Source organism: Bradyrhizobium sp. CCBAU 11357 (assembly GCF_028128865.1).
GTDB lineage: Bacteria > Pseudomonadota > Alphaproteobacteria > Rhizobiales > Xanthobacteraceae > Bradyrhizobium.
This window is the reverse complement of record NZ_LBJW01000011.1, coordinates 1-19362: the sequence shown is the minus strand read 5'-3', so window position 1 is coordinate 19362 and position 19362 is coordinate 1. Positions and strand designations below refer to the sequence as shown.

At 58.4% G+C, this 19362-nt stretch carries 20 protein-coding genes and 2 pseudogenes; 10 read left to right on the top strand and 12 right to left on the bottom strand.

Features of this window, described 5'->3' with window-relative positions:
- Positions 1-272: 272 nt before the first annotated feature.
- From XI05_RS01780 to XI05_RS01740, 9 genes are all read right to left on the bottom strand, one after another.
- Complete coding sequence (locus XI05_RS01780; RefSeq protein WP_271498281.1) at positions 273-548, bottom strand: EscS/YscS/HrcS family type III secretion system export apparatus protein; 276 nt, start codon at positions 546-548, stop codon at positions 273-275.
- 1 nt (position 549) lies between these two features.
- Positions 550-1215, bottom strand: coding sequence for a type III secretion system export apparatus subunit SctR (gene sctR / locus XI05_RS01775; RefSeq protein WP_271498280.1), 666 nt, complete (start codon positions 1213-1215; stop codon positions 550-552).
- On the bottom strand, positions 1208-2263 hold the full coding sequence (sctQ, locus tag XI05_RS01770; protein WP_271498279.1) for a type III secretion system cytoplasmic ring protein SctQ: 1056 nt from the start codon (positions 2261-2263) through the stop codon (positions 1208-1210). Before sctQ ends, sctR begins: the two co-directional genes overlap by 8 nt.
- A gap of 78 nt (positions 2264-2341) precedes the next feature.
- On the bottom strand, positions 2342-2857 hold the full coding sequence (locus tag XI05_RS01765) for a hypothetical protein (protein ID WP_271498278.1): 516 nt from the start codon (positions 2855-2857) through the stop codon (positions 2342-2344).
- The gene (gene sctN, locus XI05_RS01760) at positions 2833-4188 is read right to left on the bottom strand and encodes a type III secretion system ATPase SctN (protein ID WP_271498277.1); all 1356 of its coding nucleotides are present in this window, start codon (positions 4186-4188) and stop codon (positions 2833-2835) included. Before sctN ends, XI05_RS01765 begins: the two co-directional genes overlap by 25 nt.
- Before the next feature lie 11 nt (positions 4189-4199).
- Complete coding sequence (sctL, locus tag XI05_RS01755) at positions 4200-4808, bottom strand: type III secretion system stator protein SctL (RefSeq protein ID WP_271498276.1); 609 nt, start codon at positions 4806-4808, stop codon at positions 4200-4202.
- A complete protein-coding gene (locus XI05_RS01750; protein WP_271498275.1) occupies positions 4805-5425 on the bottom strand; it encodes a nodulation protein NolU in 621 nt (206 codons plus the stop codon). Before XI05_RS01750 ends, sctL begins: the two co-directional genes overlap by 4 nt.
- Positions 5426-5446: 21 nt before the next feature.
- Positions 5447-6301, bottom strand: a complete 855-nt coding sequence (sctJ, locus tag XI05_RS01745; RefSeq protein ID WP_442869223.1) for a type III secretion system inner membrane ring lipoprotein SctJ — start codon at positions 6299-6301, stop codon at positions 5447-5449.
- 17 nt (positions 6302-6318) lie between these two features.
- Positions 6319-6840, bottom strand: coding sequence for a nodulation protein NolB (locus tag XI05_RS01740; protein ID WP_271498274.1), 522 nt, complete (start codon positions 6838-6840; stop codon positions 6319-6321).
- Positions 6841-7029: 189 nt separating this feature from the next.
- On the opposite strand from XI05_RS01740, the gene XI05_RS01735 reads away from it, so the two are divergent.
- Positions 7030-7731 carry a secretin N-terminal domain-containing protein gene (locus tag XI05_RS01735; protein WP_271498273.1) on the top strand — a complete coding sequence of 234 codons (702 nt, stop codon included), beginning with the start codon at positions 7030-7032 and terminating at the stop codon, positions 7729-7731.
- Positions 7732-9225: 1494 nt separating this feature from the next.
- Entirely contained in the window at positions 9226-11025 is a 1800-nt protein-coding gene (locus XI05_RS01730; RefSeq protein WP_271498272.1) for an HrpF/NolX family T3SS translocon protein, read from the top strand.
- A gap of 344 nt (positions 11026-11369) precedes the next feature.
- Here the strand turns inward: XI05_RS01730 and XI05_RS01725 are convergent.
- The 3 genes and pseudogenes from XI05_RS01725 to XI05_RS01720 form a co-directional block, all read right to left on the bottom strand.
- A pseudogene (locus tag XI05_RS01725) lies at positions 11370-11618 on the bottom strand (IS66 family transposase zinc-finger binding domain-containing protein); the annotation flags it as partial.
- 95 nt (positions 11619-11713) lie between these two features.
- The gene (gene tnpB, locus XI05_RS39630; RefSeq protein ID WP_442869222.1) at positions 11714-11803 is read right to left on the bottom strand and encodes an IS66 family insertion sequence element accessory protein TnpB; all 90 of its coding nucleotides are present in this window, start codon (positions 11801-11803) and stop codon (positions 11714-11716) included.
- 108 nt (positions 11804-11911) lie between these two features.
- On the bottom strand, positions 11912-12307 hold the full coding sequence (locus XI05_RS01720; RefSeq protein WP_271498271.1) for a transposase: 396 nt from the start codon (positions 12305-12307) through the stop codon (positions 11912-11914).
- Between the two features lie 623 nt (positions 12308-12930).
- Between XI05_RS01720 and XI05_RS01715 the strand changes: the two genes are divergently transcribed.
- From XI05_RS01715 to XI05_RS01680, 8 genes and pseudogenes are all read left to right on the top strand, one after another.
- A complete protein-coding gene (locus XI05_RS01715; RefSeq protein WP_271498270.1) occupies positions 12931-13227 on the top strand; it encodes a hypothetical protein in 297 nt (98 codons plus the stop codon).
- A 70-nt stretch (positions 13228-13297) separates the two neighbouring features.
- Positions 13298-13531 carry a nodulation protein NopA gene (locus XI05_RS01710; RefSeq protein ID WP_271498269.1) on the top strand — a complete coding sequence of 78 codons (234 nt, stop codon included), beginning with the start codon at positions 13298-13300 and terminating at the stop codon, positions 13529-13531.
- 117 nt (positions 13532-13648) lie between these two features.
- Positions 13649-14539: a SctD/MshK family protein gene (locus tag XI05_RS01705; RefSeq protein ID WP_271498268.1), complete on the top strand. Its 891-nt coding sequence runs from the start codon at positions 13649-13651 to the stop codon at positions 14537-14539.
- Positions 14540-14566: 27 nt separating this feature from the next.
- Positions 14567-15094 carry a hypothetical protein gene (locus XI05_RS01700; protein ID WP_271498267.1) on the top strand — a complete coding sequence of 176 codons (528 nt, stop codon included), beginning with the start codon at positions 14567-14569 and terminating at the stop codon, positions 15092-15094.
- A gap of 19 nt (positions 15095-15113) precedes the next feature.
- Positions 15114-15524 (top strand): tetratricopeptide repeat protein, encoded by a 411-nt coding sequence (locus XI05_RS01695; protein ID WP_271498266.1) that lies wholly within the window; start codon positions 15114-15116, stop codon positions 15522-15524.
- Between the two features lie 8 nt (positions 15525-15532).
- The gene (sctV, locus tag XI05_RS01690) at positions 15533-17650 is read left to right on the top strand and encodes a type III secretion system export apparatus subunit SctV (RefSeq protein WP_271498265.1); all 2118 of its coding nucleotides are present in this window, start codon (positions 15533-15535) and stop codon (positions 17648-17650) included.
- 33 nt (positions 17651-17683) lie between these two features.
- The gene (locus tag XI05_RS01685; RefSeq protein ID WP_271498264.1) at positions 17684-18268 is read left to right on the top strand and encodes a tetratricopeptide repeat protein; all 585 of its coding nucleotides are present in this window, start codon (positions 17684-17686) and stop codon (positions 18266-18268) included.
- A gap of 262 nt (positions 18269-18530) precedes the next feature.
- Positions 18531-19362, top strand: a pseudogene (locus XI05_RS01680) (transposase); the annotation flags it as partial.

The window sequence follows — 19362 nt, the reverse complement described above, 5'->3', positions numbered from 1 at the left end:
ACTCGCCAGGCAATGCATCGAGGACCACGGCACAGCAGGTAATTACATCACGTGAGCAAAACCTAAATCGAATTGATAGAAACTTCCGAATTGGTCATTCTTCCTCTCGAATACGGCAGGCTCAGGGAGCCGAACAGGACAGTTCGGATATCTATCGTCTCATGCTGGAGAGGCGAGCTTTCGATAAGCTGACGAACTCGCGTTTTGTGGTTCACAGAAGGCCGACAAACGCGCGCTATAGCTAACACTTAGACAGCTTTGCGTTCCGCGCACTAATACCTCGCTGTGAGCGCGGGGAACTCAGTGAAGATATGCTGGGCTTGCTCGATCAGCGGCGCGCTCAGCACCGGAGCAAACAGAACGAGCACGGCGAGGACGACGAGGAGCTTAACGGTAAGCGGCAAGGTTTGATCCTGGAGCTGGGTTGCTGCCTGCACGATGCCGATACCCAATCCTGCCACAAGGGCCGCCAGGAGCGGCGGTAGAACCCAGATCATGAACAGGACCAGTGATCGACTCAGGTGGGTGAGGATGCTGGCCTCGTCCATCTCAATTCCCTGCAGATGCGTAGCTTAAGACCAATCCGTGCATGAGCCGCGACCAGCCGTCGATTGTGACGAACAGAAAAAGTTTGAAAGGAACGGATATCATTGTTGGTGACACCATCGACATGCCCATGGCCATCAGAATTGTGGTCACGATCAGGTCAATTGTGATGAACGGAAGATAGAGAAGGAAACCTATTTCAAACGCACGCTTAAGCTCCGAGATCAAAAAGGACGGCACGAGGATAGCAAAATCATCGGCTGTTGCGTTGCCGCGCATCTCCTCCGACCAGAGATGTTCCGTCGACGAGAGGAAGAACGTGCGCTGCTCCTCAGTGGTGAACTTCTTGAGATGGGCGCGCAGCGGCTCGCTGCCCTCCTTGGCGGCGGTCAACCAGTCGTCGGCGGTTTGGTAACGAAGCTGCATCTCTGTCACGCGGTTGTATGTTTGCTCAAATACCGGGGCGTCTATGAATACGGTAAGAATCAATGCAGCGCCATACAGAACGATGTTCGGTGGTATGGACTGAGTGCCGAGCGCGTTGCGGATCAGGAAGAGAACGACGGAAACCTTGATGAACGCCGTCGTTGTGACGACTGCGAATGTCAACAGGCCAAGGCCGACGGTCGCCGCGACAAGCGCAAGGATGCTCGGTTGAATGTCAACCATTGACGGCCAACCTGCTGCGTAACCGGATGCCCAACGCTTCACCAACACGTACGATGTCGCCGCGGCCGATCAATTGACCGTTGGCGACAATGTCGACCGGACCGTCCAGTTGCCGGCCAAGCTCGAACACGTGCCCCTCGTTGATGCTTCTCAACGTACCCAGCGGAATGGGCCAGCGGCCGCATTCAAACACAAGCGTGATCTCAACACTGTCGATGTCGGCTTCCGAGAGCGGGATTGCTTGCTCCGCTTGGGGGCGTATCGTCATATTTGCATACCTTAGAGGATGGGACTGGAGGCGGAATGGTCCCTGAAGGATAAGTCTGTCGCCCGCGACCAGCGCCGGCGCCCACAACTTGTCCGCAGCGAGGATGAGCTGGCCATGGGCAAATGGAAAGACGTCGGGCAGCAGTGCGTCGCCGGGCTGTGCTTGACGAAGAAGGTTGACGGGCGCCCGCAGCAAGCCGATCTCTCTCGCAATCACGACCGGCAATTCCGAAGAAATCCTGCCTAAATCTCGCGGTAATTGGCCGATCAACTCGCCTAACACACGAAACGCAGACGGAACCAGACCGTCAAGAGGCGCGAACAAGAACAGGCGGGCTTCGGCCGCCAGCTGTCCGAAAGTAACGTCGAGCTCCAAGTAGGGGCCTTTGGCCGTTGCGCCTTCGATGCGGATCAGCTGCAAATTCAGCGCGAGCATGATCTCTAATCGAGCGAGCCAAGGTTCCAGAGCAAGTTCGAGAAGCAGCGAGCGGGTTGGGTCGGAAGGTAAAGCAAGGCCATACTGGACCGTTGAAATCAGCGCCTCGACGAGAAGGCGGGGCAAGGACAAGACAGCGGTCTCGCCTCCGGCGCAAAATACGCAGTCGAGCATCGACATGGCATATGGCTCGGCCTGCCAAACAAGCCGGTTTATTCGGATCGATACCGGCTTGTCGCCAAGGCGGCTCTGCAGAACCGTGCGCGGTGCGGCGACCTCGTTGATCCACGAGACCACGCGATGCGACAACTTTACCGCTGGCTGAAATAGTACGGGTTCACCCACGGCATTTACCGACAGGTTCCACGGGCGCAGCTCGCGAGGTCATAAGAGAACGAGCCATTAGTTCGAGCCACCGACCGCCTAGCTGCGCGAGTCACCTTGATGCCGGAGCAAAACCTCATCTTCGGCATCGATTTCGGCTGCACACTCCGAACGGACAGCGGTAGTGCGTTCGACATTGCCCTCAATCTCCTGCCATTTTTGGCTCGCCGCCGAACGCTTGGCCCATATGGTCCGCGCCTCATTCACTGTCCTCTGAGCCTGCTCATGCGCGACGCGCGCCTGCTCACGCGCCTGGCGTGCCGATTCAATCTCTGCTGCCAGTCGCCCAAGGACGAGTTGACAGCGACGATCGAGCTCGGTCACGGACATCGTCTCGAACGAGGCCAACTCCTGATAAAGTTCAGCTTCGACCTTGGCGCGACGATTCTCCGCGCCTTCAAGATTCTCAAATGCTCGCTGTAGCGCTTCGACCGCAATTCGGCGCCTGGCTTCCATGTTCGACAATTCACGAAGCGCGCTTCGCTCTCTCATGTCTTTCACCAGCCGCAATTTCGACGCTTGCACGAGATTCAGGCCGTCAGACGAGACATCCATGAAACGGTCTCCTCAAAGCTAGACGGCTCGTCCTGTCCCTGGCGCAAGAATGCGCGCAGTTCTTCGATTGAAGCGATTGCCCGATCAGTCAGTGGATCGCTGCCCGGCTTGTATTCACCGACTTTGATCAGGAACTCAGCCTCATTGTAGCGCGAGAGCAGATCGCGGAAGACGGATGCCGCCTTGCGATGTGGATCAGAGGCGACCGTATCCATGACACGACTTCGGCTCGACAGCACGTCGATGGCGGGAAAATGCTCTCGCGAGGCGAGCGCGCGCGAAAGAATGATATGACCGTCGAGAATGCCGCGCGACTCTTCGGCGATCGGATCGCCAGTGCCGTCACCTTCGACAAGAACGGTATAGAACGCCGTGATCGAACCCCGCTCACCCATACCGGCTCGCTCCAACAGACCAGGCAGCAGCGCAAAGACGGAAGGAGGAAAGCCGCGCCGGGTGGGAGGTTCTCCTGCGGCAAGGCCTATTTCGCGCATCGCACGGCTAAAGCGCGTCAGCGAATCCATCATCAGAACAACCTGCAGCCCTTGATCACGAAAGTACTCAGCGAGTGCGGTCGCCATATGAGCGCATTGCGCCCGCTCCATTGCCGATCGATCGGATGTCTCAACGACAACGATCGTGCGAGCGATGGCATCTCCAATATGACGTTCGATGAATTCACGCACCTCACGTCCACGCTCTCCTATGAGCGCAACGACGGTGACATCGGCGGCTGCGCCTTTTACAATTTGCGACATCAGCGTCGACTTACCACAACCGGCATCTCCATAGATCCCGATCCGCTGACCTTCGCCACACGTCAGAAGTCCATCCAGCACGCGAACACCGAGCGGAAACGGCTGCTCGATGCCACGCCGCCTCATCGGGTTGGGCGCCTTGCCGCGGAGCGGACACGTGTGGACCGTCTTTACCGGCCCCTTGCCATCGAGTGGACGGCCGAAGCTATCGATCACGCGGCCGAGCAGGTCGGGTCCGACTGACACCTCCTGCATGCGCCCGGTCGCGAGCACTTCCGCGCGGTGGGACAAGCCGACCAGATCGCCAATGGGCGTCAGCAACACCCCGTCCGGCAGCAAACCGATGACTTCCGCTTCAAGTGACCATCCGGATGCGTGATCCTGCAACAGGCAAAGTTCTCCAACATGGGCCCCCGGCAACACGGCATGGAGCAAGGTGCCAATCGCACGCGTGATCCGTCCCCGCACGGCACGCGTATCGACATCCTTTGCTGCGAATCTTAGAGATGCTATCGCCGCATGCACATCTCCTTCTCCGGCCGCTTGATGATGGCCTGATCGTTGCGTGGTCACGGATTACTTTCCTAAGAAGATGGATTAAGGCTGAGACGCAATGTGCGGAGCTGCGCGGCAAGTCCTAAATCGACACTGCCGAACTCGCTCCACAGAACGCACTGGTCGGGCCCCACGGCCGGGTCTGGATCAATTCTGACCTTAGGCCGACCATCCGTTCCATCGAACGCGGCGAATTCACGCCTTAGTGCATCAGCATTCACAGGAGAGACGTGAAGGCATACTTCTGCGCCGCCATATCTTTGCTCGACGGCGTGACGAACGGTCCTTACCAACAACTCACCCGGGTCGAAGGAGCCCAACAAATCGGTCAATATCTCAATTACGAGCTGTGGCAACTCCTCCTGCAGAACGGCTTTTCGCCGGGCCACATCGGAAGCAGCTCGGGCGATCAGCTGTGCCATTTCGTCTGAGCCTGACCTAAGACCTTCGCAATGGCCGCGCTGCCGCTCCTCCTGATAGGCTTTCCGTGCCCAACTGCGAACCTGCCGCAGATATCGCTCGGCTAGCGCGCGCGTCTGCACCGCATCGTACCAAATACCGACTTCCGCGGCTGGTATGAGAGGACCAAGCGGCCGTATCCGCGGGCTATCTGGCAAGACTGCTTCATTGGCCGTCATGCCGCTGGCTCCTCCGTGGCCAAGTGGGCCACCACCAAAGACAGTAACTGACCCGCTGAATTGTGGTGTTCGGCTGCTGGGGATTCGGCGGTGGTCCCCGCAGGTAAGCGGAAAAGAACGCGCACACGGTCAAGCTCTGATGCGTCCTTGAGCCAAGCACCAAGGCAGGCACATCCGTCATGTTCAATCTGGATGGCGAGCTTCTGCGGATCGTCGATCGATGTGGTTGCGACGGCGCTGGATACGTGTCGGATTGCGAAAGCATGCGCTTCCACACCAATATTTTTGATCAGAATCGCTACATCATGCTTTGACACAAGCTTGAGCACCGAACGGGCATGCCAGATACCGCCGGCGAGTAGGGCCGCCCGACGCGGATCATGCCCGAGCAGAACGTCCCTACCCCAGTCGGCTCCGTTTGAGACCAGCTCACTGCCCAGCAGCAATTCGACCAGTCTTTGCTGCAGTCTCGGAGTCTTCTGCAACTGCAGCACTGTGGCGGCCGACAGGAGCCCATCAAGATGGCCGGCAAACCGGCCGGGATGAATCAAAGCGGCAAGCTCGCGTAGGCGATCGGAATGCGGGTTGACTGAATGATTTTGGTCAGTGGATGCCATCGATACGGACCTGCTTGCCGCCTATTTCGGATCGGAGGACAGTTTTCTGCCGGCGGACTGGACCGCTGGCTTGCTGGCACCTCTGCCGAGATTTGTCACTGTGCGCCAGGATTGACGAAGCTGTCGTCCACGTGTGCTCAGCAGCACGTAAGTTAGAATGCCCAACGCGGCGAGGGCACCTCCTGCACCGATCGCAATGCGGGTTGCGATGAACTTGGTTGGTTCGGCGGAAGCTGCCGCTGGCACAACCGAGATCTCATGCTGACCCCGCTCAACCGGTACGAACACGACCGCCACCTTGTCGTACGATAGACCTTCGATGCTGTTGGCGACGAGCATCTTGATCTGCGGCAGCAAGGCTGAGAGCTTCGCGTTGGAGGCGTGTCGAATGAAAACCGACGCAGAGGACGGGGTTGCATCCTGTCGCAAGAGATCATTCTTCGGCAGAACGACATGAACACGGGCGGAGAGAACCCCATCGATATCGTTGATCGTGCGCGACAATTCTTCACTGAGGGCATAGACGTAGCGGGCTCGCTCCTCAACCGGAGAGGCAACGAGGCCCGCCCCCTTGAACACCTCACCAAGGCTCTTGAAGGATTGGCGCGGCAAGCCCTGGTCATTCAGCAGCTCGATTGAGTAGGCGAGCTGCTTTTCTTCCACCTGAATTGTGCTGGTCCCATCCTTACCGACGACACGGATGGCATCGACGCCCTTGCTCAGGAGCAGCCCAAGCATCTCGTTGGCTTCACGCTCCTGAACTTTGGTATACAGATCAGCTTTGCAACCGGCGAGGGGCAGCAAAAGCAGCAACAGGAAGAGAGCGTGAAGCCGCTTTCTTGCGGGCCAGCTATTACCGATCTTGTCTTTCGTCAAAACAGCCAACGGCCCGCTCAGCCCGCCGATAGAAGCTTGTTCAGAGATGAACTAATAGCACCCGTCCCCTTCGAGAGGAGCGAAACCTGGATGACGCCGTTGTAAACATCCCGCAGATTCGCCAGCGCCGAGTCGAAACGATCCGCGTGTTCAGATTTTCCCGCTGGATGTACCTCGACTTGCTGCACACGCAAAACCGGTTGCGCGGCCGGCCCAAGCTGGAGACTCTTGGTAGGATCAGGCTCGCCGACGAGCGTCGGCGAAACTGCGCCGGACGGAAGTGATTTGCCCTGGTGAATAGCAGAAATGCTCTGAAGGACGCGATCGCCAACCGGGCTCGCCGGCGTGACTGCGCGCTGCACTTCCGGCAGAGATGGCGCTGGCGCGCGCTCGGGCACAGAAGAGGCGACACCTTGGTTCGAGGCCGCCTGCGCAAGACTCTTGTCAAACTGGCCGAGTGCCGCCAAACAGCCGTTGGAGGCACACTCGACCGAGTTGGCAGAGATCGACGTAACGCCGAACAACATGGAGGAAATCATTTCTGTTACGTGGTGAGATGAGCCTTCGTTCACACGAATGGGCCATACCTTAGAGAAGCAAGCTGACCAAAAACTGACGAGAATCGGTCATCTAATGATCACGGTTAGCTTCCAATTTGGCACGAAGCGTCGGCTTCCAAATTTTGAGACGAATTCCGGTGTTTGTTCTCAAGTGTAACAATAGCAGGAATGCTTATCCCATCCACAAGGCTGCACATCTTGAAGAAAGTTCTCTATGCTGGTGTTTTCATTTGCTTGGGCGTCGTCGAGGCGCTCGGCGCTCCCCTGGCGCTGCCATCGACGCCTTATAGTTACACAGTTCTGGATCAGGACCTCGCGGCCGCACTGCAGGAATTCGGCAACAACCTAAATATCAGAGTCAATGTCAGCACCGCCGTGAAGGGGCGGATTCGCGGGCGAATGCCGGATCTCCCACCGCGAGAGTTCCTCGAACGCTTGATCAATCTCTACAATCTTCAATGGTACTACGATGGGCTGGTGCTCTACGTATCCGATGCGCACGAGGCGCAAAGCCGTCTTTTCGTCTTGAGTCCAATCAGCTTTGATGCGTTCAAGGCGGCACTCGATGCGCTCAACATCTCCGACGAGCGTTACATCGTGAGACCCGTACCGGGAGATGGCCTCGTCTTCGCCTCTGGTCCACCCCGCTTTGTCGCGCTTGTGGAGCAAACAATAAAGGGACTTGCGGCCGAGGCACAGGCGCGGCGAAACTCGAGCGGTGCCGAAAAGCCGCCGCACGAGTCGGTTTTGATGCTATTTCGGGGATCCTCCAGCATGGTCATTCGCGAAGGACGACCGAATGACGCTCCTTCGCCGGAGGCGCCACATCAAGACGGCGTGGTCCACACACCCGATGCAGGTAAGAAATGACGTGATGAAAACAGATGACCTAGGAAGAGATGCAATGCGTCTCGTTATGCCCTCTGTCAGCTCTTCGAAAGCTACTGCTGCCATTGTCAGAGTGCGGATGTGTAGATGGCCGATGCCGCAGGGTGACCTTGTCAACGTCCAGGCAGGAGCCACGGATGCGAACCAGAATTCTGGCCAGCAGCATCGGCGAGCGCTTTGCCACTTTAGCGACTCATGCGAGCTTTCGAACAACACCACGAAGTCCGGCATGCAAATGAGCTTCGTCGCACAAGAATGAAAGCCACTCCGTTGTCAAAAGGAGGAGCAGGATGGACTTCAACGCGCTAAGCCCGGCGGACAACGGCCCAGCGTCCCACTCGTGGTCGTCGTCCGCCGGTCCAAGGGATTTTGAGCGTGAACTAATAGCATTGCATGAAATACCCCAATACAGCCAGGACCTAATTTGGCAGCAACTCGGAGCCAGATCATCGCGTGTCGAGCCATCATTGAGCGGCGGCGAGCGGTCCAATTCCCAACAGCCGATCGCTCAACACCGCGCGGACGCCTCCGATTTCGGCAATGACCTTGTTTGGCGAGATCTTGAGCCTTGGCTCATGCGGGCCGGGTCACCTCACGCTGGACCGTCTCAAGCTGAGCCCACGCTGCCCGCAGTGGTTGCTCCGCCGGAAATTGGAGATTTCGCCATGGCGAACGGTCGTCGCGCCAAGGACGACTGGGTCTTCATCGGCAAACAGCTACGCCCGCTCAGATCGAAATGCTAAGAAGCCGCGATCTCATACCTACCGGGGATGTCCGGACGACAACGTTCACCATCCTGGGTGTGCCTCGCACGGCGAAATGGCGAGAACAAGGTTTTATTCGTCTCAAACCGTCGCTGGACCCTTCCCTTTGGCCTGTAGATTCGAGCGAACACTCGCCAAGCGGCCAATAAATTGACATGAAGAATGCCCTGCGCAGCTGAGCTTCGTTCCGCTCGGGGCAATACCGTCCGCAGCATCAACGCAAGCGCCAACACTCCCGTTGGGCTTAGGCGCGAGGTCGCTACGCGTGGATGATTTCACCATAAGATGCTGCGGAGACCTGCGACGTTGTTGCAAGGATCAGCGCACGAGACCATCCGCAGAGCGGCAGACTCGGCTTCGTCAGTTCGACGCAGTTGGCCCGGAGGCGAGCTATTAGCATGCAAGCAAGCCGATCCCGATATCGAGAACCCCTCACCGCCTCTCACACTATCATTGCGCGTCCCGCCGTTGTGAAACCTCTGAGCGCCGTCAGCTTTTGGAAAGCTAATCGAACCTACCATATGGCGTGAATATCTAGACGGCGATGTGCCTATAGATTGTAGCGGAACTGAGCGCTGGGCGCACTGAGCAATCGGAAGCACGTGGTAGGAGCCATCGAAGCCTATCGACATTTCTTGCTCGTTGTTCGTCGCGATTCTCGGCTGCGCCACATGACCGGCTTGTGGTGCGATCTCAAATCAGAGGACGTATAATGTCAATCAACAACCTATCGCTAACCGCCAGCTCGACTTTGTGCGTGCCGGCCCCCGGGCCCTCAGTGGCGCGGGATCTTTCAGACTTCGGGGCCGTGCTGGCTAGTTTCTCGTTGAAAGACAATTCTGATGACCATTCCACACCTCAGGATCCGGCGGCTGCAGAATCAGCCAAGCACCTGACGGAGGAACTCACGCAGGAGGTGCGGAACATCCTCCCGCCGGAGATCAAGGCCGCACTGGACGCATGCCAGCAGGCCCCAGAGCCATCCCCCGCGGAGCCCTCCTCCGCAGCGAGCGCCCCGAAGATTGCAGAGGCACCCGTACAAAGCTCCAGGATCACCTGGAACAGCGGCACGCTGACTGATGCCGAGCTGCAGATTGTGTCGGTGCTAAACCGACACAAAGATAAATGCCCGCTGGATTGGAAATCTCTTGGAGATTTGGCCAACGATCCCTCCACACCGCCGGATCTAAAGGCGGCGATCGAGGCCTTGCAGCAGGACCCAGAGCTCTTCTATGCGATAGGCTCGCAAGGTGACGGCCGCTGCGGCGGGAAGATCAAAGCAGGTGATCTCTCCGGCTTCTCCGATCACCACCCTCAGGTTGCTGCTTTCCAGGAGCAGCGGGCAAAGAGCTATACGCAAAACTACATCCCTTCCGACGGCACCCGTAACGGCGAGCCATCGGTTATGACCCAGACTGATGCATTGCGCGAGCTCTACCGCTATGCCGACAACCTGCCCAAAAACCTGAGCCTTGCGGATTTCAAGCGGATCGTCGACGGCCAAGCTAAAAGCGGCAAATGCCCGCCACAGGTCCTCGCGGCCGCTCAATACTTCCTTGACCACCCGGATGAATGGAAGCAGTTGTACGGTGGCTCGATAGACAAGGTCCACAAACAGGACTTCCTGCAGGTTGCTTCATCATCGATGAATCTCACGCAAGCCGAGCTCGATACGCTCAATGCAATCAGCAAGAACCAAAGCGCTTTCTTCGGGAAGGGTGACCTGACCCGGGAAAAGCTGGCGAGCATGGTCGATGATAAGAGCCTCGCGCCCGAGGTGCGAAAGGCGGCCTCCCAGCTGCTCTCCGATCCTGTGTTGTTCGGGTTAATGAACAACGCGATTACGGGCTACAAAACCCACCACAAGTTCTTCGACTTCGGCGGCGGTCATACGGTCGATTCCGGCAACATCAGCAACACCGACTTCAACCAGTTCTTCAACAACATGTCGGGTGCGAACCGCACGGTTCAGCAAGTGAAGACGCATGCCGTCCGAACGCCTGCCGAGCAGGACGCGGTCGCGGACATGACGATGGGCATGGCAGACCAGCCCGACATCAAGTCTCCCAAAAAGAACGGTGGCGCCTTCATGCACGCACTTAATGACGTGCTCAAAGTTGGCTCTAAGGTATTCGACTGGGCCGCGACCGCAGTCGGTGTACTTGGCTTCATTCCGGGCTTGGGTGAATTGGCAGATCTGGCGTCAATGGTGCTCGAAGCCGAAGCGCAAGCTGCAAATCTTCTTCATACTGCCATCAGTGGCGGCAACATAAAGCAAGCGCTGGAAGAAGCCGGGCTGAGCCTTGCGGCACAGGCGGTGGGCTGCATCGCCGGACCTGAGGTCAAATTGGCAATGCGAGAAGGCTTGGTGAAGCAGGCAATTCAAGAAGCCGCGACAGCCGGCATCAACCTGCCAGTTTCGGTGGCCCAGTCCTACGCGGAGGATTACCTGAACAACCTGAAGGCTCGCATCGAGTCCGAGCGCTTGCAAGCTGCAGGCGCTTACGCCTAGGCGGAGCGAAGCTATCTTCTCAGGATCACGCTTCAAACCGTAATCGAGCTTGCGCGGCCTCCGCGCGGTTGGGCCTCTCTGCCGAGCAGTAGGTCGCGCAAGTTCCACCAGCGTACTTGAGAGCGCCCCGAATCTGAGGAACTTATTTCGGCTCTTCACTGGGTACAAACTATGTTGGCCGCACTCGATCGCCCAAATCCAACCTCAAACCCAGTCTGCCGCTGTGAAGTTCCATCAACTGCATACCCCGCCTGTCAGTAAGCGCTCAGCCGGGGCCCTATTGGGGCTGGCTTGACGTTTTGCGGAATCGCCGCGGCATGAGGTCTTCGATCCTGCTATGGGGACACGTGCGCAATGGCCGCTTCGGTCGGCAGCCCGCTGGCATGACAGGCTCCGGTGCGTGTGCCTGCTGGACAGGGCCCGAGCAGCGGCGACAGATGTATTTCGGGCGGCGCGTGACCAGCACAGGCCATTGCGCCGGGTGCGTCGAGGCGCTTGCTGACGTCCTCGACGATCTTCGTCATGGTGCCGCAACCGCACGGGCAGAGCGTGCTCGCAGGCTCGATAATCCGCTCCAAAGTGGGCAGGCAAGCAGCCGCGATTGCGATGATCGCCTTGATCCATCACGCTCCGCGATCGGCTCTGGATCACCGCCTCGGCTCTCTCAGAACACCAGGCCCGTTCGATCTCAGACCAAAATCTTGATCCGATCCGCTCGTTTTGATCGGAACACGAAGGCTGCGCCGCTGAACGGTTCGAGACGACGCGTCTCCTGCACCTTCACCGCAAGCCATCGTGGCCACAGCGGAAGTCGATCGGCCGCGTTGCAACGTAAACCTTCAGATCAGCACCGGCCGCAATCATCGTAATGCTCGCAGCACGCGGATCACCCGGGACAGCTGCTCGGCATAAATGGCCGTATCGGCCGCAGCACGATATCACCAATCGCAATCTCAAGCTTGATTGCCGGAGCCTGACGCTCCTCCAACGCACCTCCCACCACCAGAGGCGCGAATGTCGGCTGCGACGCTTCGCACGCCGGCAACAGGCCTCGCTGTCGAAAGCGCCGTCGCCAGTCGTAGATCTGCCAGCGCGTCCTTCCATACTCGCGCGCCACCTCGGACAGCTGGGCACCAGGTAACAGGCTCTCGGCGACAATCCGAGCTCTTTCTGCTCCCGAACGCACACGGTGCCCGGACGGCCCTTCAAGAACCTCCAGCCGGCTCACCGACCCTGGCGATGTGCCGTCCAAATGGACGTCCTTTTTGCTGTCCCATCCCATCCCGAACCTTCGTCCAAGCCGGAGGCTTCTTCGCAGCTATCCAGATCCCGAAGCAAGGGTGCCGACTAAGCGACTACGCCTGTCACGATCGCGAGGGATTAACACTACGCGACAGACCGGGCGCAGCCGCGGAGCCTGCCGTTTGTGCGAGGATCGAGAGCACATTGGTCCAGAGCGGTAGAAGTCGAAGGGCTCTTTCTCGAGTGGCGGGCTTCTGCTCGGTCTCCCTGAAGGTCGGTCGCGATTGACGGATCTGCTATGGACCAGCCAGGACCGAGGGGCCGCTTTTGGTCGTTGAATGGGCCGTCACTCTGATTTTCCGCCTCGCTCCCGACCAGGTCAAGCTCCATGCCGCTTCGCCTGACCGCATGCAGATTGTCGAAAGAGCTCGGAGGATCGCAAGGGACGTGAGCCCGATATTGCAGCACGTCGGCAACGATCTGATCTCCAGGTTCCGGCCAACTTGTTCAAATACGGTTGGCTTGGTGAAGACGTTTAATGATGATCGACCAGCGGCTCATTGCATTTTCTAAGACTCGTCAGCTTTTCGAAAGCTAATACTTGCACAGTGGACGGCGGAAACTGCCTCCATTGGCACGATCGAATTGACATAGGAGAACCCGATGCGCGTTACGAGCTCTAGCGCCGCTGGGCACGTTGATGCTGACCTCCATGCGGCCGGCGGCAAAAGCAGCGGCAAAAAAGAATCTCATAGGCCTGGCGAGCGCGACGATCATGCCCGATCGCCTGATGCAAACATTCCCGTAAACGGCGGCGCGGCCGCTCCGGGCGGCAACTCGCAAGAAGCGGCTATGCAGCAAGCGTTCAACGTCGCGCTGGGAGCCGTTGCTCTCCAATTTGCGAATAGTGCAATGAGCCATTTCGATGATGTTATGGCCGAGACAGAGGAGGATTCCTGACGTCGCATGTTCCGACGTTAGGAAATAGGAGCCGCACGCGCGGCGCAATTCGAGCACACAGGAGAATAGTATGTCTAAAAATGTTGGTGCGTCTCATACCTCGACTGCAGGTGGGGCAGCCGGCACCGCTACTGCTGCAGCCGGTTCCGCGGCTGCTGAGGTTGCTGGAGAGGCGGCATTCCAACGGCAGATCGCCGCTCTGACTGCGACCAGCACAAAAGCTGCTGAGAGGGATGTGGAACTTCGCGTCGTCTCGACCGAGCTCTCAACCGTCAAGAAAGCGGCCGATGAGCGGGTGCAGTAAGGGATAAATTGGGGCGACGTCGCCGCCCCACTTTTTCCCCGGCTGCTTAGTCTGTGAAGTCGCAACGGGCCGTACGGTTTTGCCGTACGGTTCCGTTCGCTGTTCAGGAAACCGACCGTGAATGAACCAAGTCGCCCGCAATTCGAAGTGTTGTCGGGCTGTTACTCCGGGCTGACAAGTAAACTGGGGGCTGGATCGTGTCTGATTGGCAGCAGCCTCGATGCTGACTTAATCTTCGTCGAACAAGGCCTCGAACCGCGCCATCTTCGTGTCACCCCCCATTCGAATTCAATCGAGATCGAGGCCTTTGCGAGTGACGTTAGGATCGAGGGGCACGAGACTGTTTTACCGAACCAGTCCATCGTTGTCCCTCTTCCTGTCGTTTTGCATGCCGGGGCCATGTCCATTCGCTGGACGATCGAGGACTACAAACAAGCTGGCTCCATCGACCGCCGGCGTATATCGCTCGCCTTTCTCGCTTTGGTCCTAATCAGCTCTGCCGCGGTTGGCGCAGTCTCGTCCACTTTTGTCCAGACCGACACTATCGGGGCGTCAAGTCCGTCGTCCCCTGCTCCTGACATTGCGCCCAAGCTGGCGCTCAGCGCTCCTGATGCTCTGGCCACCGATGCAGCTGCCGAACGCTTGCAAGAGGAAGTTGACAGAGCGGGCCTTGTCGGCATCAAGGTCGGCTCTGGGGTGGGCGTTGTCACCGCCGATGGCACCGTTACGCCCGCCTCGCTCGCCACATGGCGAGACGTCCAGCAGCGGTTTGATCACAATAGCAATGGCGCTTATACGCTCGTCAATGCGGTGGCTATCAAGGATGAGAAGACGCCTCCCGCAATTGGGGTCCAAGCTGTTTGGCGCGGGAGCGATCCCTATATTGTCATTGCTGGTCAAAAGTATTTCATCGGCGCGCTCTTGAGCAATGGATGGACCGTCCACGGGATTGAGGAAGGGCGTGTTCTGCTGACCCGGGATGGCCGGTTGGCCACTCTGCCCTATTAGCGGCCGCAGCTAAGGAAGCAACGCGCCATGACTAGGCTGCCCCCGAATCCCGTCGAGCCCGGCACCTCTTTTCAGGAGCCAAACGTTGATCATCATGCATCTGCCATCACGCCGGTCAATTCTCGAGCCAAGTCCATCGGGATTGACCGGACGCGTGGCAATGATGACAAGAGCCACACCTCGATTGACGTGCTGGATCGCTTGGTGGACGCATCGATCGAGAGCGCGCTCGAGCTCAGTTCAATCGATGCAGTTTCGCGCATCAATCTCGACGAGGCGCGCGCCCCGCCAAGGCAGATCGAACCAGGCTCGGAACTCGCTTGGCTCAATGAGCCCAATCTCGCGCACTGTCTGCTCTCCTTCGTGACGCCGCGCTTACGTCATTCGCATGTTCTGCGTCCTGAGCAACACGGCCTTCTTCTGGAGCGTTTGGCTGATTCGTTATCAGCCGCGCCAGCGGATTTGGTGCCACGTGAAGGGGCCGCCCTCCTGCAACTGGAGCTGCAACGTTTAATCCTGCTCCGGCAAAGTCACAACAGCTTGATCAAAGGCTAGCAATGGTGAGCCAGACAAAGTGCAACACTTCACATCTACACAGACGCCAATCGTTTCCGAAACCGGCGCCGTCGAGCTGATCTCCGGGCCGGAGCGAGATTTGCTCTGCGTGCTTTCCTATATCTACCTTGCGTGCGGACAGAGTGCCAAGAGCCTGGCTCTGTTGCGGCTGGTCGCTCACGAACAGTCTCAAGACATCGGCCTGCTCCGCATCCTGGCCTACGCTCTCATCTCGGAGCGTCGCGGTGACGAAGCACTGTCGGTATTGGACAGGCTTGACAAACTGGATGACGAGCCGTCTTCGTGTCCGCCCTTGATGCTGATGCGCAGCCACGCCCTGCGTCACGTTGGCCGCATGACCGAAGCGAAAGCCGTCTTCAAACGCTATGTTTTGTTGCGGGGCAGCACAGCTGCAATCAAACGACAATAAGGCTTCTCATGGCCAACCTTCTACGAAATCTCATCACGCGCGCGCCGGCTCACCCGGATTTGATGGTCGCATTGATGCTTCTCCTGGCGATCGGAATGATGATCATGCCGATCCCGATCGTCGTGATCGATATGCTGATCGGATTCAATCTGGGGTTTGCCATATTGCTGTTGATGGTAGCCCTGTATCTCCACACGCCGCTCGACTTTTCGTCCCTACCGGGCGTCATTCTGATCTCCACCGTCTTTCGTCTCGCTCTCACCGTTGCAACGACGCGACTGATCCTAGCCGAGGGCGATGCCGGCAGCATCATCCATACGTTCGGCGATTTCGTTATATCCGGCAACATCGCCGTCGGCATTGTCATATTCCTGATCGTGACCATGGTCCAGTTCATGGTTCTCGCCAAGGGCGCCGAACGGGTGGCGGAGGTATCGGCGCGCTTCACGCTCGATGCGCTGCCGGGCAAGCAGATGGCTATCGACGCGGAGCTGCGCAACGGCCACATCGATCAGCACGAAGCCCGCAGCCGGCGCGGCGCGCTGGAGCGAGAAAGCCAGCTGCACGGCGCGATGGACGGCGCTATGAAATTCGTGAAAGGCGATGCCATAGCCGGACTAATAGTCATCTGCATCAACATGCTGGGTGGCATCACCATCGGGTCGCTCTCCAAGGGCTTGTCCCTCGACGACGCGATGCATCAATACACCATCCTGACGATCGGTGATGCGCTCATTTCGCAGATTCCGGCCCTGCTGCTGTCAATTACAGCCGCAACCATTGTCACTCGTGTCAACGGTCCTTCCAGACTCAATCTCGGCGCCGATATCGTTAAGCAACTTACGGCCAGCACACAAGCGCTACGCTTGGCCTCCTGTGTCTTGCTTGTGATGGGGTTCGTTCCTGGCTTCCCTTTGCCCCCCTTTGTTATACTGGCCGCGCTGTTCTCCGCCGCCAGCTTTCTCAAGGTTGGCGTGCAAGAGGGCAAGACCGCTCCCAAGGCCGGCGCCGGTCCCACCGGTTCGGCTCCCGCTTCGGCACAAGGTCAGAAGCAAACCGTGCCAGCGGAGGCACTTCCGATTACGCTGTTGCTAGCGCCGAGCCTGATGCAGGCAATCGACGTAGGGGAACTCGAGCAGTGCGTTGCGCGGGTTTCGGCACTGGTTTCAGCTGATCTTGGCATCACAATTCCACGTATTCCCGCCCAAAGCGCACAGCACCTGCCCCAATCGCAATTTCGGGTGGATGTCGAAGGAGTGCCGGTAGAAGAGGGCGCCATTGCCCCCACACAACTATTACTTAACGACGACGTGGCGAACATTGAATTGAGCGGGATCCCCTTTTGGCAGGACCCAGACACGAATCGCATCTGGATCGAAGAAGGCCATGCGCCTGCTCTCAAAGCTGCCGGAATAGGGCACCACCGTCCGAGCGAAATCATCGCCTTGCGCGTTCAGTCGACGTTGACACGCTATGCAAAGCGCCTGGTGGGCATTCAGGAAACGCGTCAGTTGCTTAGCCGGATGGAGCAGGAATATGCCGATCTGGTGAAGGAGGTGCTGCGCACGACACCGATCCCTCGCATTGCGGATGTCCTACGTCGCTTGCTGGACGAGGGCATCCCGATCCGTAACACCCGTTTGGTTCTGGAGGCGCTTGCAGAATGGAGCGAACGGGAGAAAAATGCCGTACTGCTCACCGAATATGTGCGCTCCGTTCTGAAGCGGCAGATCTGTCACCGCTATGCCAATGCCCATCGTGTTGTGGCGGCCTTTATCGTCGAGCGTGAGACCGAGGATATCGTGCGAGGTGCGGTGCGCGAGACCGCTGTCGGTCCCTACCTCGTTTTGGAGGATCGGCAAAGCGAGATGCTACTTTCACAATTTCGCCAGATCCATTCGAGCATCGCGCGCAGTCAGAACCAGCCAGTTATCCTGGGCTCGATGGATATCCGGCGCTTCGTCCGCGGCTTTCTCACCCGCAATGGAATAGACCTACCTGTTCTCTCGTATCAGGATCTCGCCTCGGATTTCACCGTCCAGCCGATTGGGTCCGTCAAACTTGCGCCTGGCAAGGACAAGACTCCTACAGGAGAGCATCGTGACCTCCTCCCTGCGGCCGGCTGACGAGCACAGGTGTGAGAGGTCGTGAGGTCGCTTATGAACTCATGTAAGATTAATGTTCTGCGGCTCTGGCGCAACTTTTGTCGTCATTCGTGCTCGGCCTTTCTCCCCATGCTTGCCGTTGTGCTGCTCGCGGGTTGCGCTAACTCACACAAGACGAGTCTTTCACAGCAGCCGACGTCTGCGGCAGAGCTGGTTCGGGCCAAGGAGGTCGATCCAGCTATGCGCGAGCGCCTCTCTTACGCCCTCAGCCAGGATGCTGACGAGAAGGCTTTGCGCGATGCGCTGAAGCAACGACCTGACAATGTCGATGCGGCGATTCCTCTTGCGCGGGCCCTGCTGATGCGCGAAAGCCCTGATGAGGCGCTTGAGGTGCTCGACAACATCTTGCTTGCAGCACCCGGCGACCTGCGCGCACTGAATGCCAAAGGTGTTGTGCTCGATCACGAGGGACGCCATCACGAGGCGCAAACGCTATACCGCCAAGCTCTGGCAATCGACCCAGAAAATCCGATGTTGAGCAACAATCTCAAGCTGTCGCTCGCCCTTGACGGGACGACGCAGAACGGCAATCCGGGCCCACAACTGCAAGCGGCTGGCCGGCTCGCACCGAACCGTTAGAGTGTAGCCAACGAACAAGAGCGGATCGCAATTGCGCGGTGCCTCGCTGTCAGCTTACCGACAGCTAGCTGATTATCAGCTGCCGTAGAGCCTCAACAGTTAAATTGGGGTTCGTGAACAAGAGTTTAAGCGATTGAGCGGGAGTCTGTTTTTCGGCTGAGGGCGCTTTTGAGATTGCAAGGATTTGGAGCTCAAGTGCGATTTCGTTTTGTGGATTTCCCTTTTTTGCGAACCATAATTCTGTGGTGCATCGGAGGGGGCGATGCAGCCGAAGAAGCACAAGACGACGGGATCGAACGATCTGTTCCGGGTGCGGCTGAACCAGATCATCAACATGAAGCACAAGCTGGTTCTGCTGGCCGGCAGGATCGATTGGGACTGCTGGATCGACGGTGAGATCGCTCCGCTTTACGGCGAGAACGGCCGGGCCGGGATCGCGACCCGCTTCATGATCGGGCTCTTGCTGCTCAAGCACATTTACGGGCTGTCCGATGAAGGGGCGTGCGAACGCTGGGTTCACGACCTAGAGTTCTTCCAGCACGCTTTCACCTCGAGCGCTCGGACCTGAGCCATTGGCGCAAGCGGCTCGGCGACAAGCTGGAGCTGCTGCTGGCCGAGAGCCTGCGGGTGGCGCACGAGGCCGGTGCGTTACGCAGCCAGGACCTCAAGCGCGTCACGGTCGATACCACGGTGTAGCCGAAGGCCATCACCTTTCCGACCGATGCCGAGCTGCTGCATGGGCCATCAAAGGCCTCAATCGCCTGGCGAGAAGGCGCGGGGTCAGGCTCCGGCAATCCTATGCTCGCGTGGCCAAGGCCGCCGCGGTGATGGCTTCCCGCTACGCTCACCAAACAGTTCAGGCGGCATCAGCGACAGTTGCGCATCCTGCGTAGCAGGCTCGGCCGGATCATTCGCGACATCCACCGCAACATCGAGGGCCAGCCGGCACTGGAGGAGGCCTTCGCCCTTCTCGGCCGGGCCGCGCAGATTCGTTCGCAGCAGCAGCGCCAGCGCGGCTGGAAGCTTATTCGGTACTGTCCAGAATCTTTCGCACTTTTGATCAGGCGACGGCTCCGGTTTCAGAGAGTTGTGGC